13 protein-coding genes and 1 pseudogene are annotated in these 13,445 nt (G+C 71.5%); 6 read left to right on the forward strand and 8 right to left on the reverse strand.

Annotation, left to right across the window (positions count from 1 at the left end; translation table 11 throughout):
* Positions 1–193: pseudogene (locus tag AB0N81_RS36420) on the reverse strand (cytochrome ubiquinol oxidase subunit I); the annotation flags it as partial.
* A gap of 106 nt (positions 194–299) precedes the next feature.
* Between AB0N81_RS36420 and AB0N81_RS36425 the strand changes: the two are divergent.
* Both AB0N81_RS36425 and AB0N81_RS36430 read left to right on the forward strand, forming a co-directional pair.
* Complete coding sequence (locus AB0N81_RS36425; protein WP_365366192.1) at positions 300–872, forward strand: sigma-70 family RNA polymerase sigma factor; 573 nt, start codon at positions 300–302, stop codon at positions 870–872.
* On the forward strand, positions 862–1,875 hold the full coding sequence (locus tag AB0N81_RS36430) for a CU044_5270 family protein (RefSeq protein WP_365366194.1): 1,014 nt from the start codon (positions 862–864) through the stop codon (positions 1,873–1,875). Before AB0N81_RS36425 ends, AB0N81_RS36430 begins: the two co-directional genes overlap by 11 nt.
* An 8-nt stretch (positions 1,876–1,883) precedes the next feature.
* Here AB0N81_RS36430 and AB0N81_RS36435 read toward each other — a convergent pair whose 3' ends face one another.
* Complete coding sequence (locus AB0N81_RS36435) at positions 1,884–4,133, reverse strand: FUSC family protein (RefSeq protein WP_365366196.1); 2,250 nt, start codon at positions 4,131–4,133, stop codon at positions 1,884–1,886.
* A 194-nt stretch (positions 4,134–4,327) separates the two neighbouring features.
* Here AB0N81_RS36435 and AB0N81_RS36440 point away from each other — a divergent pair, with 194 nt between their 5' ends.
* Both AB0N81_RS36440 and AB0N81_RS36445 read left to right on the forward strand, forming a co-directional pair.
* Positions 4,328–4,798: a peroxiredoxin gene (locus AB0N81_RS36440; RefSeq protein WP_365366198.1), complete on the forward strand. Its 471-nt coding sequence runs from the start codon at positions 4,328–4,330 to the stop codon at positions 4,796–4,798.
* Positions 4,799–5,075: 277 nt separating this feature from the next.
* Positions 5,076–5,711: a hypothetical protein gene (locus AB0N81_RS36445; RefSeq protein ID WP_365366200.1), complete on the forward strand. Its 636-nt coding sequence runs from the start codon at positions 5,076–5,078 to the stop codon at positions 5,709–5,711.
* 74 nt (positions 5,712–5,785) lie between these two features.
* On the opposite strand, the gene AB0N81_RS36450 is transcribed toward AB0N81_RS36445, so the two are convergent.
* From AB0N81_RS36450 to AB0N81_RS36460, 3 genes are all read right to left on the reverse strand, one after another.
* Positions 5,786–5,944 carry a hypothetical protein gene (locus AB0N81_RS36450; protein WP_365366364.1) on the reverse strand — a complete coding sequence of 53 codons (159 nt, stop codon included), beginning with the start codon at positions 5,942–5,944 and terminating at the stop codon, positions 5,786–5,788.
* On the reverse strand, positions 5,869–6,045 hold the full coding sequence (locus AB0N81_RS36455; RefSeq protein WP_365366202.1) for a winged helix-turn-helix domain-containing protein: 177 nt from the start codon (positions 6,043–6,045) through the stop codon (positions 5,869–5,871). The genes AB0N81_RS36450 and AB0N81_RS36455 overlap by 76 nt, the downstream gene beginning before the upstream one ends.
* Positions 6,046–6,266: 221 nt before the next feature.
* On the reverse strand, positions 6,267–6,650 hold the full coding sequence (locus tag AB0N81_RS36460) for a hypothetical protein (protein ID WP_365366204.1): 384 nt from the start codon (positions 6,648–6,650) through the stop codon (positions 6,267–6,269).
* Between the two features lie 264 nt (positions 6,651–6,914).
* Between AB0N81_RS36460 and AB0N81_RS36465 the strand changes: the two genes are divergently transcribed.
* Together AB0N81_RS36465 and AB0N81_RS36470 are read left to right on the forward strand one after the other, a co-directional pair.
* Entirely contained in the window at positions 6,915–7,487 is a 573-nt protein-coding gene (locus AB0N81_RS36465) for a PadR family transcriptional regulator (RefSeq protein ID WP_365366206.1), read from the forward strand.
* Positions 7,488–7,540: 53 nt separating this feature from the next.
* Positions 7,541–9,265 (forward strand): acyl-CoA dehydrogenase family protein, encoded by a 1,725-nt coding sequence (locus tag AB0N81_RS36470; protein ID WP_365366208.1) that lies wholly within the window; start codon positions 7,541–7,543, stop codon positions 9,263–9,265.
* Between the two features lie 34 nt (positions 9,266–9,299).
* Here AB0N81_RS36470 and AB0N81_RS36475 read toward each other — a convergent pair whose 3' ends face one another.
* From AB0N81_RS36475 to AB0N81_RS36485, 3 genes are read right to left on the reverse strand one after another with little or no spacing between them, the layout of a single operon-like run.
* Positions 9,300–10,829, reverse strand: coding sequence for an aldehyde dehydrogenase family protein (locus AB0N81_RS36475; protein WP_365366210.1), 1,530 nt, complete (start codon positions 10,827–10,829; stop codon positions 9,300–9,302).
* The gene (locus AB0N81_RS36480; RefSeq protein WP_365366212.1) at positions 10,826–12,214 is read right to left on the reverse strand and encodes a VOC family protein; all 1,389 of its coding nucleotides are present in this window, start codon (positions 12,212–12,214) and stop codon (positions 10,826–10,828) included. Before AB0N81_RS36480 ends, AB0N81_RS36475 begins: the two co-directional genes overlap by 4 nt.
* 21 nt (positions 12,215–12,235) lie before the next feature.
* Entirely contained in the window at positions 12,236–13,405 is a 1,170-nt protein-coding gene (locus AB0N81_RS36485) for an FAD-binding oxidoreductase (RefSeq protein WP_365366214.1), read from the reverse strand.
* Positions 13,406–13,445 lie beyond the last annotated feature (40 nt).

Here is a 13,445-nt window from a genome sequence, read left to right on the forward strand (position 1 = left end):
CCATCACACCGCCGATGCAGAAGAACGCGAACGACGTGACCAGATAGAGCGTGCCGATCGTCTTGTGGTCAGTGGTGGTCAGCCACTTGATGACGGCGTGTCCGGGGCGACGGGGCCGGGGCGCCGAACGCACGGGCACGGAATCGGGGTCTGAGGCGCGCGCGGGCGGCGGCACCACGGTGTTGCTGTCCATGCCCCGCCTGTGTCCGGCGGGGCCCGTTCTGTGACAGGTGAGCGAAGCGACATGGATCACACCCCGGGGGTGTGACGATCACGGCGGTGCCGGACACTTCGTAACCGTGAGCGACGACGAAACCTTCGCCGCTGCCTATCGCGAGCACTACTGGGCGGTCAGCCGCTACGTGGCACGGCGGCTCGGCGGCCCGACGAACGACACCGAGGAGGTGGTGGCCGACGTGTTCGCCGTCGCCTGGCGGCGCCGCGCCGACCTGCCACCGACCCCCCTGCCCTGGCTCTACGGGATAGCGCGGCGCTGCCTGGCCAACGCGGTCCGCGGCTACGGGCGTCGCCGCCGCCTGCTCGAACGGATCGGCCACGACGAGAGCCGCCACCGCAGGGACGTCGTGGCGGGACCCGACGCCGAGCGCCCGGGGGACTGGGTGCACGACGCGCTGAACCGGCTCTCCACCGCCGACCAGGAGGTGCTGCGCCTGACCGCCTGGGAGGAACTGGACACCGACGAGCTCGCGACCGCCCTCGGCTGCGGCACCAGGGCGGCGGCGATGAGGCTGCACCGCGCCCGCCGCCGGCTGAGAGCCGAGATCGACCGCATGCGGCCCGCACCGGCCGCACGGCCCGCCCCTGAAGCGACCCGCGCCACCGTTCCGGAGGACCACGGCCATGGCTCATGACGACGAACTCGCCCTGCTGCGCGGCGCCGACCCCGTCCCGGGCGACGACATCCGGTACCGCGACCGGCCCCTGCCCACCCACGCGGAACGGCAGCTGAACCTGCTCCTGCACAGCGCGCCCGCGGCACGCCGCCGGCCGGCACGCCAGGTGCGCCGCCTGGTCTGGGGCATCGAGATGGTCTCCCTGGCTGTGGCGGCCGCCCTGGCCCTCGTCCTCGCGGGGTCGAGCGGCGCACCCGCCGCCGCGGCCCCCCACCCCCTCACCCCGCGGGCCGGATCCACGCCGCTGTCGCTCGACCGGATCGCCGACCGGGCGACGGCGTCGGCGGCGGCCGACGGCGCGCCGCGGCTCCGCCAGGGGACGCACGTGCGGACATGGAGCCTTGCGCTGGGGTCGGGACCCGGCGCCGAAGCGCCGATCACCCTGCCCGAGGAGCGGATCACCCGCTGGCGGCCGGACGGCAGCCACACGGAACTGGTCGTGGCCACCGACCCCCGCCGCCCCGGCAGACCGGTCATCGCCGACAGCGACGAGGGGCCGCGCACCGTCCACGACGGCAAGGTCCTCAGCGACCGCACCTACCCCCCGAGCCGGGGCACGGCCCCTCCGCGGTCCCGGCCCCCGCACACGCCACGGGCCCTCCGCGACTACCTGGCCGAGCTCAGCCACCCGAGCGACCCCGCCCCGCTCACCGGCACCCGCGAACTCCTGGACGCCGTCGCGATGTTCCTCCGCCACTGGACACCGGGGGCCCGCGAGAACGCCGCGCTCGCCCGCATCCTCGCCGACGCCGACGGCCTGCGACCGGCGGGGACGGTCACCGACCGGCTCGGCCGCACCGGTCAGGCGTACGTCCACGAGAGCGGCGGTCTGCGACGGATGCTGATCCTGGACCCGGCCGGCGGCGCCGTCCTGGGCCTGGAGGACACGGTCACCAGGAACGACCGCACGTACGGAATCAAGGCGGGGGACGTCATGTCGTACAGCGCCTGGGTGCGCTGACCCCGGCTCTACTCGGGCGCCGCGAGCGGGGCGCCGAGCGGGCGCGCCAGACCCACGATGCCCTCGTCGAGACGTTGCAGATGCCGGAGCACGCGGAACGCCACCGAACCGGTCCGCAGCACCTCGTGGCGGCCGCTGTCCAGCATCGAGGCGATGCTGGACCCGGACTCGATGACGCCGTCGGTCTCCTCGTCACGCACCTTCGCCGCGATCAGGTCGATGTTGTGCGTGATCCGCCGCCCGGCGAGCGCGAGGCGCGCGTCGGCGGCGACGCTCTTGCTGGAGGGCACCAACTCGGCCGTCGCCGCCAGCGAACGCGCGTGGTAGGCGCACGTCTCCAGGAGCGCGACGATGTAGCGGGCCGTCTGCCGACGGGCCCGCAGCGGCGCGATCGGATGCGTCAACGGCTTCGTCGAGCTGCGCAGGTCGTCGAGCGCGGTGTCCAGGTCGCGCGCCAGGTCCACGAGGTCGACCGGTGGCCCACCGCTCAGCTGGGCCACCGCCGCCGACACGACGTCCCGCAGCCGTGCGAGAACGGTGCCGAGCTCCTCGTCGGTCCGGTGCGACGTCCGCACCGGAAGCACCAGGACCGCCGCGATGATCCCGCAGGCCGCGCCGAGCGCCGTCTCCTCGATCCGCAGCACGAGGACGTCGAGGCTGTAGGTGTTGAGCAGCGTGTACAGCAGGCCCAGCATCGCCGTGACGAAGAACGACATCATCGCGTAGGAGAGAGGTGCGGTGAAGAACATGCCGAACACGCACAGGACGACCAGGGCGAACGCCGCCCACGTGTGGTTGCCGACGGCTCCGGCCAGCGCCACTCCGGCCACCACACCGAGCACCGTGCCGACCAGACGGCGATAGCCCTTGACCATGATCTCGCCCGTGGACGCGGTGTTGAGGAACACCACCCAGCAGGTCAGCACCGCCCAGTACCACCGCTGCGTGGACAGGAACTCACCGCCCACGATGGCCAGCGCCGAGCCCACCGCCACCTGCACGGCCGCCCTGGTGGTGGGCCGCCGCAGCCCGGTCTGCTCCTCCGCGTCCGAGTCCGCGGCCTCACCGGAGATCGAGATCTCCTCCGCCTCGAACTCCTCACGCGAACGCAGGACCTCCGGGCTGTCGTACTCCTCGTCCGGCGCCCCGTCCGTCGCGAGGCGCAGACCCAGAATGGCGCGCGCCGCCTCACCGATCGCACGGAAGCAGTCCTGGATGGCGGGGGAACCCTGCGGAAGGCCCTGCTCCTCGCGGTAGCCGAGCAGCCTGTTGCGTACGTAGGGGAGCGCCGTGCCGTGGTCGTCGGGCACCAGGCGCACCACGAGCAGGTGCAGCGCCCGCAGGTCGCGGCGGAGCGCGGTGCCCGCGTCCGGCCCGATCCGGCCGCGCCGCGACAGAGGCACGTGGGCGCTCGGCAGGTGCAGGGTGAGGGTCTCCACGCGCTCCGCGCTGCGGGCGTTGAGGAGCAGGACGCCGAGGCGCTCCGCGGCGATCTCGGCGTCGGCCACCCTGCGTTGCAGGAGCGCCGCCGCCGCCGCGTCGCGGGTGCCCTCCTCCAGGCGGCCCTGGATCATCAGCGCGGCCTCGTGCAGCCGGGCGGTGCTGCGCCGCAGGTCGTCCAGGATCTTCTCCGGTCCTTCGGCGGAGCCGACGTCCGCTTCCAGGAGCTCGATCTGGTGGGCGATCAGCTGGGCGAGCCGGGCCCGGAACGCCTCACGCAGCCGCGCCAGGGTGCGCTCCGGCGTCTCCGGCACCACGGCGAACCGTACGACCGCACTGCACACGAAGGCGACCGTCAACGTCAGGTAGAGCGTGGGCAGCGCCGACGTGGACGCGCTGACGAAGAGCGAGACGAAGTAGACCTGAAAGCCGATCAGGCCGAGCGCGGTGCCCCGGTCGCCGAAGCGGCGGCAGTAGACGGCGCCGAAGATCAGGAGGACGAAGAACAGGTCCCCGGCCACCACACGGGAGTTGAGCAGCGCCCCCAGGGAGATCGCCGTCAGCGCCACCGGCAGCCCGAGTGCCAGCGTGACGGCCTGCCCCCGGACCTCCTTCTCCTGGATCGCGAACGTGGCGACCATCGCTGTCATCGCGCCCGCGACGAGATGGGTCACCGACGTGCCGAGCGGAGCGAGCACGGCGAGCGCGAGGAGGATCGCCCCGACCGTGCGCAGTCCCGCCATGAGCCGCAGGAGTCCCGGGTCGGATGCCGAGAAACGGTCCCAGACGCCCTTCGCTGTCCGTCGTGCCGATGCCATCGTGATGCCGTACTCCCCGTCTGTCTCTCGGTGCCTCCCGGCGTGCCCCAGCATTGCACGAGGACGTTTCAGGAGGTCAAGGGTGGTAGGGAGGGCAGCCGTCGGCGGCTCCCGCGCATCGAGTAGGGTTTCGCTCCCGCCGATCGAGGAGGCACCGTGTCGCCGATGGACCGAACGTCGTACAGGAGCCGGGCATGACGGCGCGTGTGGCGGTCGGTGACACCGTCGAGGACTTCACGCTGCCGGACGAGACCGGCACCCCGCGCCGGCTCTCGGAGCTCCTCGCGGACGGCCCGGTGGTGCTGTTCTTCTATCCGGCGGCCCTCACGTCCGGCTGCACGGCGGAGGCCTGCCACTTCCGCGACCTGGCCGCCGAGTTCGGCGCCGCGGGCGCGCGTCCCGTCGGGGTCAGCGGTGACGAGGTCGAGCGGCAGCGGGAGTTCACGGAGCGGCACACTCTCGGGTTCCCGCTGCTCTCGGACCCCGAGGGCGTGGTGCGCGGCCGGTTCGGTGTGACCCGCGGCTTCTCCCTGGCTCCCACGAAGCGCGTCACGTTCGTCATCGCCAGGGACCGCACCGTCGCCGAGGTGGTCCGCAGCGAGCTGCGCATGAGCGCACACGCCGACCGGGCGCTGGCGGCCGTACGCAGGCTCGGGGCCGCCTGAACCCCCGGACGGGTGAGGGAAGCCGGCATCAACTCGGACGGCACGGATGCCTTTCGTGCCTTTAGCGGTTACTGAGGTGAACTCGTGGAGTCGTAGGGGCTGATGAGCCGAAGCCTGATAGCTGTCACATAGGCAGGATTGCTGTCACCGCGAGGCCATAGGCGCGTACAGATGAGACTTTGGCAATGACGACTTCGTCGCACTCACGGCATGAACGACCGGCCTGCGGGCCTGAGGTGAGCCGGGGGTGTGCGGAACCGGGCGCTCGGGGCCGCACGTGTTCGCGTACATGCTGACTGCCCTGGGGGCACTCTTTGCCGTCGCGCCCGCCGTCGTCTGGATGACGATCGCCCGTACCCGCCCCGTCGGCTTCGCGATCGGCGGCACGCTGCTCGCCGGAGCCAGTGTGCTGATCAGTGTCCAGCAGGGCTGGATCGACGCCCCCGGGCCCGACGCCCATCTCGTGTTCACGGTTCTCGCGCCCCTGCTCATCGCCTGCGGCGCGGGACTGGAAGGACGGCACGAGAGCTTTCCTCCCCCGCAATGGGTCTCCCGCCGCAACGGAGCGATCGGCTTTCTGGGGATGCAGTTCGCCCTTACCCTCGCGGCCGGCCTCCTGCACGCGCTGATGATCAGCGACGGCTCGGACGCCCCGCCGTCCAAGGCCCTCCCATCATTGCCGCCAGGCATCACGATGACCGAGGAAGGCACCAGCTGCGGTTCCGGCGGCTGCTGGCGCGCCGCGACAGTCGTCAGCGAGGATGGCCTGTCCCGCCCGGAAATCATCCGCGAACTGGGCCTCCAGCGGGAGAAGTGCCACTCCAGCGGCTGGCTGCTCGACTGGCGAGACGTGTGCGTCGCAGCCAGGGAGAACGGCGAGAACGTCACCGTCTACGCCAGCTGGGAATACTGAGAGGCCGATGTGGCCATGGTGGGCGGCCGAGCGGTTCCGGCGTCACTGCCGAGGCTGAGCGAGAAGCAGTTCGCTCAGCTGGAGCCGTAGCTGGCGGGTTTGTAGCAGGTCAGCGCTGCGATGGAGACCCGTCTGCGGGAGCGGCCGCGGACCTGCGTCATGGAGAAACCGGCTTCGTCCTCGAAGACGAGCCACGCTCCACGGGCCGCCGCGAGCCTTCCGCGCAGGGCCACACCTCCCTGGCCCACCCGGCCACCGCCTCGTCGTCCCGCTCGATCGCGCGTCGGGCCGGGACCTGGCAGGACCACCCGTTACGCACCAGCAATTTGCGCACGCCCTGGATGGTGCAGCCACCGGTCGAGGCTGGTCTGCCGGCCCCGCTGGGACGACGGCAGCCGGGACGGGCACAAGAGTTTCTCCTGGCGCGACTACCGTGACCTGCTGACCTCAACCCCGTCTAAGGGATCTGGTCCCTCCTGCGACGCGGCCGGCTCTCCCACGTCGCCTTCCACCTGAGCAAGGACAGACCCCACGAGTTCAACCTCAGTAGGGCGTCTACTTCGCGAGCTTGACGATTACGCTGCCGATCTTCCACCCCACTACGCCGGTCGTTCCGGCCTTCTTTCCGAGGGATCGAACGCGCGCCCGGTCTTCTGTCGGTGCCGCGCGGTACGAATCCTGAGCTTTCACGCCCAGGAGCGCGCCGCCAGTAGCGCAAGCACCCAGAGCGAGGATGCCTACCGGGCCACTGATCAGCACTGCCGCAGCACCCCCGACGCCACCTGATACACCTGCTACGGCCGGGGCCGTGAGGTTCGCCACCGCGACGTCCGGTGCGGCTTCCACGATTGTTTCGACACAGTCAATGTATTGCTTGTCTGCGAATTGCTTGCGCAGCATGCGCCGACGCTCTTCCTGGTCTTCCTCGTAATTTCCCACGTTGGTTCCTCCGCCAGACCGATGAAGCCTTATGATCCCCGCGTCGCCATTCGAGATTGCCGCACGGTTGAAATTAAAACAAGGCGGAATTGATTAAATTTAACGTTCTGTAAAGGGGGAACGTTTCTCTAACGAGGCATCAATTCGGTAGCCGTGTGACCTGCGGGCGGGCCGCACAGCGCCCGCGTGCGCCTCAGGTGAGTCACGTCTCACCTGCCCGGTGCCGCTTGTCTATGCAACGAGTTGCATAGAAGGATTCGGGGCATGGCGCTTGAGCACGCGATTCTCGTCTCCCTGCTGGAGAAGCCCGGCTCCGGATATGAACTGGCCCGGCGGTTCGACCGCTCCATCGGCTACTTCTGGGCCGCCACGCACCAGCAGATCTACCGCGTCCTCAAGCGCATGGAGAGCGACGGCTGGATCGGCGCCCGCGAGGTGGCACAGCAGGACCGGCCGGACAAGAAGGAGTACTCCGTCGCGGCCCAGGGCCGCTCCGCGCTCTCCGAGTGGCTGCAGGAACCGATCCAGCCCGAGAGCGTCCGGCACGAGCTCGCCGTGAAGATCCGCGGCGCGGCCTTCGACGACCCCGCCGCGCTGATCCACGAGGTGGAACGGCACCGCCAGGCGCACGCCGACCGGCTCGCGCACTACCTCGCGGGGGAGCGGCGCGACTTCACAGGACCCGACGCCCCGGCCCCCGAAGGACCCACATCCCCCGACGCCGGACGGGAGCTCCAGCACGTCGTGCTGCGCGGCGGCATCGCGTACGAGCGGATGACGCTCGCCTGGCTGGAGGACGTGCTCGCCACCCTCCACCGGCTCGCTCCCGAGCACTGAACACCCGAAGACCACCCTCCTCCCTCACTCCCGAGCCGGAAAGGCGAACCGCCATGGCCGACCCGCTGCTGTTCAACCCGACCACCTACGACCCGACCCATTTCGACCCGGAGACCCGCAGGCTGCTGCGCGCCACCGTCGACTGGTTCGAGGCGCGCGGCAAGCGCAAGCTGATCGAGGACTACCGCTCCCGCGCCTGGCTCGCGGATTTCCTCGAGTTCTCCGCGAAGGAAGGGCTGTTCGCGACCTTCCTCACCCCGGCCTCCGCCGCCGGCGAGGGGCAGGACGACAAGCGCTGGGACACCGCACGGATCGCCGCGCTCAACGAGATCTTCGGCTTCTACGGCCTCGACTACTGGTACGCGTGGCAGGTCACCATCCTCGGCCTCGGCCCCGTCTGGCAGAGCGACAACGCCGCGGCCCGCACCCGCGCCGCCGAACTCCTCTCCCAGGGCGAGGTGTTCGCGTTCGGCCTGTCCGAGAAGAGCCACGGCGCCGACATCTACTCCACCGACATGCTCCTTGAGCCGGACGGCGAGGGTGGTTTCCGGGCCACCGGATCGAAGTACTACATCGGCAACGGCAACGCCGCGGGCCTCGTCTCCGTCTTCGGCCGCCGCACCGACATCGAAGGCCCCGACGGCTACGTCTTCTTCGCCGCCGACAGCCGCCACGAGGCGTACCACCTGGTCAAGAACGTCGTCGACTCGTCGAAGTACGTCAGCGAGTTCCGCCTGGAGAACTACCCGGTCGGCCCGGACGACGTCCTGCACACCGGCCGTGCCGCCTTCGACGCCGCCCTCAACACCGTCAACGTCGGCAAGTTCAACCTGTGCACCGCCTCCATCGGCATCTGCGAGCACGCGATGTACGAGGCCGTCACGCACGCCCACAACCGCGTCCTGTACGGCCGCCCCGTCACCGCCTTCCCGCACGTGCGCCGCGAGCTGACCGACGCGTACGTCCGGCTCGTCGGCATGAAGCTGTTCAGCGACCGCGCCGTCGACTACTTCCGCTCGGCCGGGCCCGACGACCGCCGCTACCTCCTCTTCAACCCCATGACGAAGATGAAGGTGACCACCGAGGGCGAGAAGGTCATCGACCTGATGTGGGACGTCATCGCCGCCAAGGGCTTCGAGAAGGACAACTACTTCGCGCAGGCGGCCATCGAGATCCGCGGCCTGCCCAAGCTGGAGGGCACGGTCCACGTCAACCTCGCCCTGATCCTGAAGTTCATGGGCAACCACCTGCTGAACCCGGCCGAGTACGAGCCCGTACCGACCCGCCTCGACGCGGCCGACGACGACTTCCTCTTCCGGCAGGGGCCGGCCCGGGGCCTCGGCGCCATCCGCTTCCACGACTGGCGCACCGCCTTCGACGCGTACGCCGAGGTGCCCAACGTCGCCCGCTTCCGCGAACAGGCCGACGCGCTCTGCGAGTTCGTCACCACCGCCGCCCCCGACGAGAAGCAGAGCCGCGACCTCGACCTGCTCCTCGCCGTCGGCCAGCTCTTCGCGCTGGTCGTGCACGGCCAGCTGATCCTGGAGCAGGCGCGCCTGACCGGCCTGGAGCAGGACGTGCTCGACGAGCTCTTCGCCGTTCTCGTACGGGACTTCTCCGCGCACGCCGTCGAGCTGCACGGCAAGGACTCCGCCACCGCCGACCAGCAGAGCTGGGCGCTGGGCGCGGTCCGCCGCCCGGTCGTCGACGACGCCCGCTCGGCCCGCGTCTGGGAGCGTGTGGAGGCGCTGGCGGGGACGTACGAGATGGCGCCCTGACCGATCCGGCGCCCCTCAGAAGCTGAAGAGCCCCTCAGAGGAAGCTGACGTTCTGGGCGAGGGAGAGCCGGCTGGAGTAGTTGACCGTGTTCGTGGCCGACCGCATGTAGGCGCGCCACGCGTCGGACCCCGACTCACGGCCTCCGCCGGTCTCCTTCTCGCCGCCGAACGCGCCGCCGATCTCCGCGCCGGACGTCCCGATGTTCACGTTGGCGATGCCGCAGTCGGAGCCCTCCGCCGACAGGAACCGCTCGGCCTCCTGCTGGTCGCGGGTGAAGATGCTCGACGAGAGGCCCTGGGGCACGTCGTTGTGCAGGGCGATCGCCTCGTCGAAGGTGTCGTACGTCATGACGTACAGGAGCGGCGCGAACGTCTCCTCGCGGACGGCGTCGGTCTGCCGGTCCACGCGTACGACAGCCGGTTCGACGTACGCGGCATGTGGCGCCGAGGGGGCCGGGCGGCGGGCACCGCCCGCGAGGAGCTCGCCGCCCTCACCGCGCACCCGCGCCAGCGCGCCGCGCATGTCGTCAAGTGCCCGTGCGGAGATGAGCGGCCCGACCAGCGTCGCCCGGTCGAAGGGATCGCCGATGGGCAGCTTCTGGTAGGCGGCGGTGAGACGGCCGACGAGGGTGTCCGCGACGCCGCGGTGCACGATGAGGCGCCGCAGCGTCGTGCAGCGCTGCCCGGCGGTGCCGACCGCGGCGAACACGATGCCCTGGAGGGCGAGGTCCAGATCGGCGGACGGCGCGACGACCGCCGCGTTGTTGCCGCCGAGTTCGAGCAGGCAGCGGCCGAAGCGGGCGGCGACGCGCGGCCCGACCTCGCGCCCCATGCGCGTCGATCCGGTGGCGCTGACCAGCGCGACCCGCGGATCGTCCACGAGCCGCTCCCCGACGGCCGCGTCGCCGAGCAGCAGCCGGTGCACGTCGCGGGGCGCCCCCACGTCGTCGGCCGCCCTGGCCAACAGCCGGTCGCAGGCCAGGGAGACGAGCGGGGTGAGCTCGGAGGGCTTCCACACCACGGTGTCGCCGCAGACCAGCGCGACAGCCGTGTTCCACGACCACACCGCGGCCGGGAAGTTGAACGCGGAGACGACGCCGACGACCCCCAGCGGATGCCAGGACTCCGCCAGGCGGTGCCCCGGCCGCTCCGAGGCGATGGTGCGGCCGTAGAGCTGCCGGGACAGGCCGACGGCGAAGTCACAGATGTCGATCATCTCCTGGACCTCGCCGAGCGCCTCGGAGCGAATCTTGCCCGCCTCGATGGTGACGAGGTCCGCGAGGTCCTCCTTGTGGCAGCGCAGCAACTCGCCCAGACGTCGCACCAGTTCGCCCCGGCGCGGCGCCGGTGTGGTGCGCCAGTCGAGGAAGGCCGCACGGGCCGCGGCGAGCGCCTCCTCGGTCCCTGCCGTGCCCGTCGCCGCCAGGGCGAAGAGGTCTTCGCCTGTGATGGGCGTGCGGGCCCGCAGCCCGTTGCCCTCGGGCAGCGTGACGCCGATATGGTCCAGTGCGGCCCGCGCGCGGGCGCGCAGCTCGTCGGTGGCGGGCAGGGTGATGCCGGTCATGACGCTCCCTGGGGACGTAGTGCGCGGGGAATCCGGGCGAGGGAGCGGTCCCGCTGCCGCTCGTAGAGCGTGAACGGGTCGAGGACGTCCCGGCCCATGACGCCGGAGAGCCGGTCGGCGTCGTACGAACTGCCCTCCTGGCCGCTGTCCCTCGAACCGGTGTCGGAGAGGTTGGACTGGAAGATGCCGGCGGCCGACCGGGGCAGGAAGTCCTCGTACACGATCGGCTCGGCGCGCAGCCAGCCCCGGTCCAGGAGGCCCGCGAGGTCCGAGGGCGGACGGCTGCCGTCCGCCGGCCGCCCGGCGACGGCGTGGTAGGTGAAGAACCCGAGCCCGCGCACGGCCAGTTCGCGTTCCGTCGGGGGCAGGTGCTCGCTCCACACGGCGCGGGCGACATCGCCGCGCTCGCCGGCCGGCCGCTGCGCCGCCCGCTCGTCGACGACGCCGAGCAGCCGGTCGTAGAGGGCGCGGCCCTCGCGGGTCAGGGCGATGCCGCGGGCCTCGACCTCACCGAACCGCACCCGCAGCGCGCCGAGGGTCACGCTGCCGTCCGCGGTGCGCAGCGCGCGCGGCTCGTCGAGCGCGCGGAAGGAGGTCTGGCGCAGCAGCACGTCGGGGCCCGCCCAGCGCGGCGGCCCCTGAATGGTGTCGATCATCTCGATGCCGCGCTCGGTCATGCGGCGGTAGAGCTCGTCGATGTCCAGGACGCGCGGCGTGAGGTGGTTGATGTGGGTGCTGCGTACGCCGCCGATGTCCGCGGCGACGGCGGAGACGCGCTCCAGAGCCGCGTACCACTCCCTGTCGATGGGTTCAGGGGACAACTCGAAGGCCCGTACGGCCAGGTCGAGGAACCGTTCGGCGTCCGCTGCGGGCAGTTCCCGTTCCGCCTCCGCCCGGTCGGCCAGCGCGAGCAGCTCCGGTGGGAACAGTTCGCGGTCCGCGAGGAACGCGGCGAGGCGCGAGCGCAGGTCCGTGCCGAAGAAGCGGGGGTCCGAGACGGTGAGCATCGATGTGAAGACCCGGAACGGGTTGCGGGCGAGCTCGTCCTCGTCCACCGGGCGGAACGCCGTCGACACGACGGGGAGCGCGCTGCCGGGCGTGTCGCGCAGGTCGTAGAAGCCGACCGGGCGCATGCCGAGGGCGCCGAAGACGCGGGCGACCTGCCGCAGCTCCTCAGGGGTGCCGACGCGGATCGCGCCGTGCCGTTCCGCGGTGACGCGCCCGATGGAGCCCAGGCGCTCGGCTTCGGCGCCCCGCGTGCGCAGGACGTCCTCGTTGACCTCGCGGGACACGTCCACCAACGTCGTGTACGCGGGAACCTCGCGCCCGTACATCCGCGAGAGCCGCGCGGCGAACGCGGCGCGCAGCCGCCACTGTCCGGTCATCGGCACGTCGTCCTTTCGGGATCACACCACATGGGCTTCCGGACGGCTCTTGGAGCCCGGGTGGAAGCGGTCCGCGCCGAGCGGCGTGACGTCGACGCACGGCCGCCGCCCCAGATGCAGGTCGCGGACGATCTCGCCCACCGCGGGGGCCTGGAGGAAGCCGTGCCCGGAGAACCCGGTGGCGTAGAGGAAGTTGGCCGGTGCGGCGCAGCGGCCGATCAGCGCGTTGTGGTCCGGCGTGACCTCGTACAGGCCCGCCCAGCCGCCGGACACCGCCATCTCCGCGAGGGCGGGCGCCCGTCGACGCGCCACCTCGCGGAACATGTCCAGCCATCCGGGCGTCCACGTGGTGTCGAAGCCCTCGGCCTGGCCGGGGTCGGCGAGGCCGAGGAGCAGTCCGTCGTCGCTGTTGTGGAAGTAGGCCGACGAGGAGAAGTCGATCGTGAAGGGGATGCGCGGCGGGGTGGGCACGAGCGGGACGGTGAAGGCCAGTTGGCGGCGGAGCGGCCGCACCGGCAGCTCCACGCCCGCCATGGAGCCGATCCGCGCCGACCAGGCTCCGGCGGCGCAGACGACCGCGGAGCACGACACGGGGCCGCGGTCGGTGTGTACGGCGGTGACGCGGTCGCCGGCCGTGTCCATGCCGGTCACCGCGGTGTGCGTCGCGAAGACGGCACCGGCGCGCGCCGCGGCACGCGCGTACCCGCGGACGACGAGGGCGGGCCGTGCGTGACCGTCGGCGGGGGAGTGGGCGGCGGCCACCAGGCCCTCGGTGCTGAGGTAGGGGCATAGTGCGCGGGCCTCGCGGGGGCCGATCATGCGGCTGGGCACGCCGAGGGCGTTCTGCGTCCGCACGCTCTCCTCGAATCCGGTCGCCTGAGCGGGGCCGGTCAGCAGGAAGAGATAGCCGACGGTGTCGAGCCCGATGTCCGCGCCCGGCCGGCGCCAGAAGTCCTGGAAGGCGCGCAGACTGCGGCGGCCCAGCTCGATGTTGAGCGGATCGGAGAACTGCGCCCGCACTCCGCCGATCGGTTTGCCCGAGCTGCCGCCGCCGAGCTCGCCGCGCTCGACGACGACGATGTCGCGTACACCCGCCTCGGCGAGGTGGAAGGCGATGCTCGCGCCCATCACCCCGCCACCGACGATCACGACATCCGCGGTGGCCGGGAGAACGCGGTACGCGGAGGTCAAGGGGCCGCTCCCTTCCAGGCGTCGGCCTGGGCTGTCATCG

This window comes from Streptomyces sp. NPDC093510, assembly GCF_040683555.1.
In the GTDB taxonomy this organism is placed as follows: domain Bacteria; phylum Actinomycetota; class Actinomycetes; order Streptomycetales; family Streptomycetaceae; genus Streptomyces.

Bases quoted from the DNA above. Each gene is read 5' to 3' on its own strand.
- AB0N81_RS36465 (WP_365366206.1), top strand. From the start codon at position 6,915: ATGGCGCTTGAGCACGCGATTCTCGTCTCCCTGCTGGAGAAGCCCGGC.
- AB0N81_RS36430 (WP_365366194.1), top strand. From the start codon at position 862: ATGGCTCATGACGACGAACTCGCCCTGCTGCGCGGCGCCGACCCCGTC.
- AB0N81_RS36435 (WP_365366196.1), bottom strand. From the start codon at position 4,133: ATGGCATCGGCACGACGGACAGCGAAGGGCGTCTGGGACCGTTTCTCG.
- AB0N81_RS36475 (WP_365366210.1), bottom strand. From the start codon at position 10,829: ATGACCGGCATCACCCTGCCCGCCACCGACGAGCTGCGCGCCCGCGCG.
- AB0N81_RS36480 (WP_365366212.1), bottom strand. From the start codon at position 12,214: ATGACCGGACAGTGGCGGCTGCGCGCCGCGTTCGCCGCGCGGCTCTCG.
- AB0N81_RS36440 (WP_365366198.1), top strand. From the start codon at position 4,328: ATGACGGCGCGTGTGGCGGTCGGTGACACCGTCGAGGACTTCACGCTG.
- AB0N81_RS36470 (WP_365366208.1), top strand. From the start codon at position 7,541: ATGGCCGACCCGCTGCTGTTCAACCCGACCACCTACGACCCGACCCAT.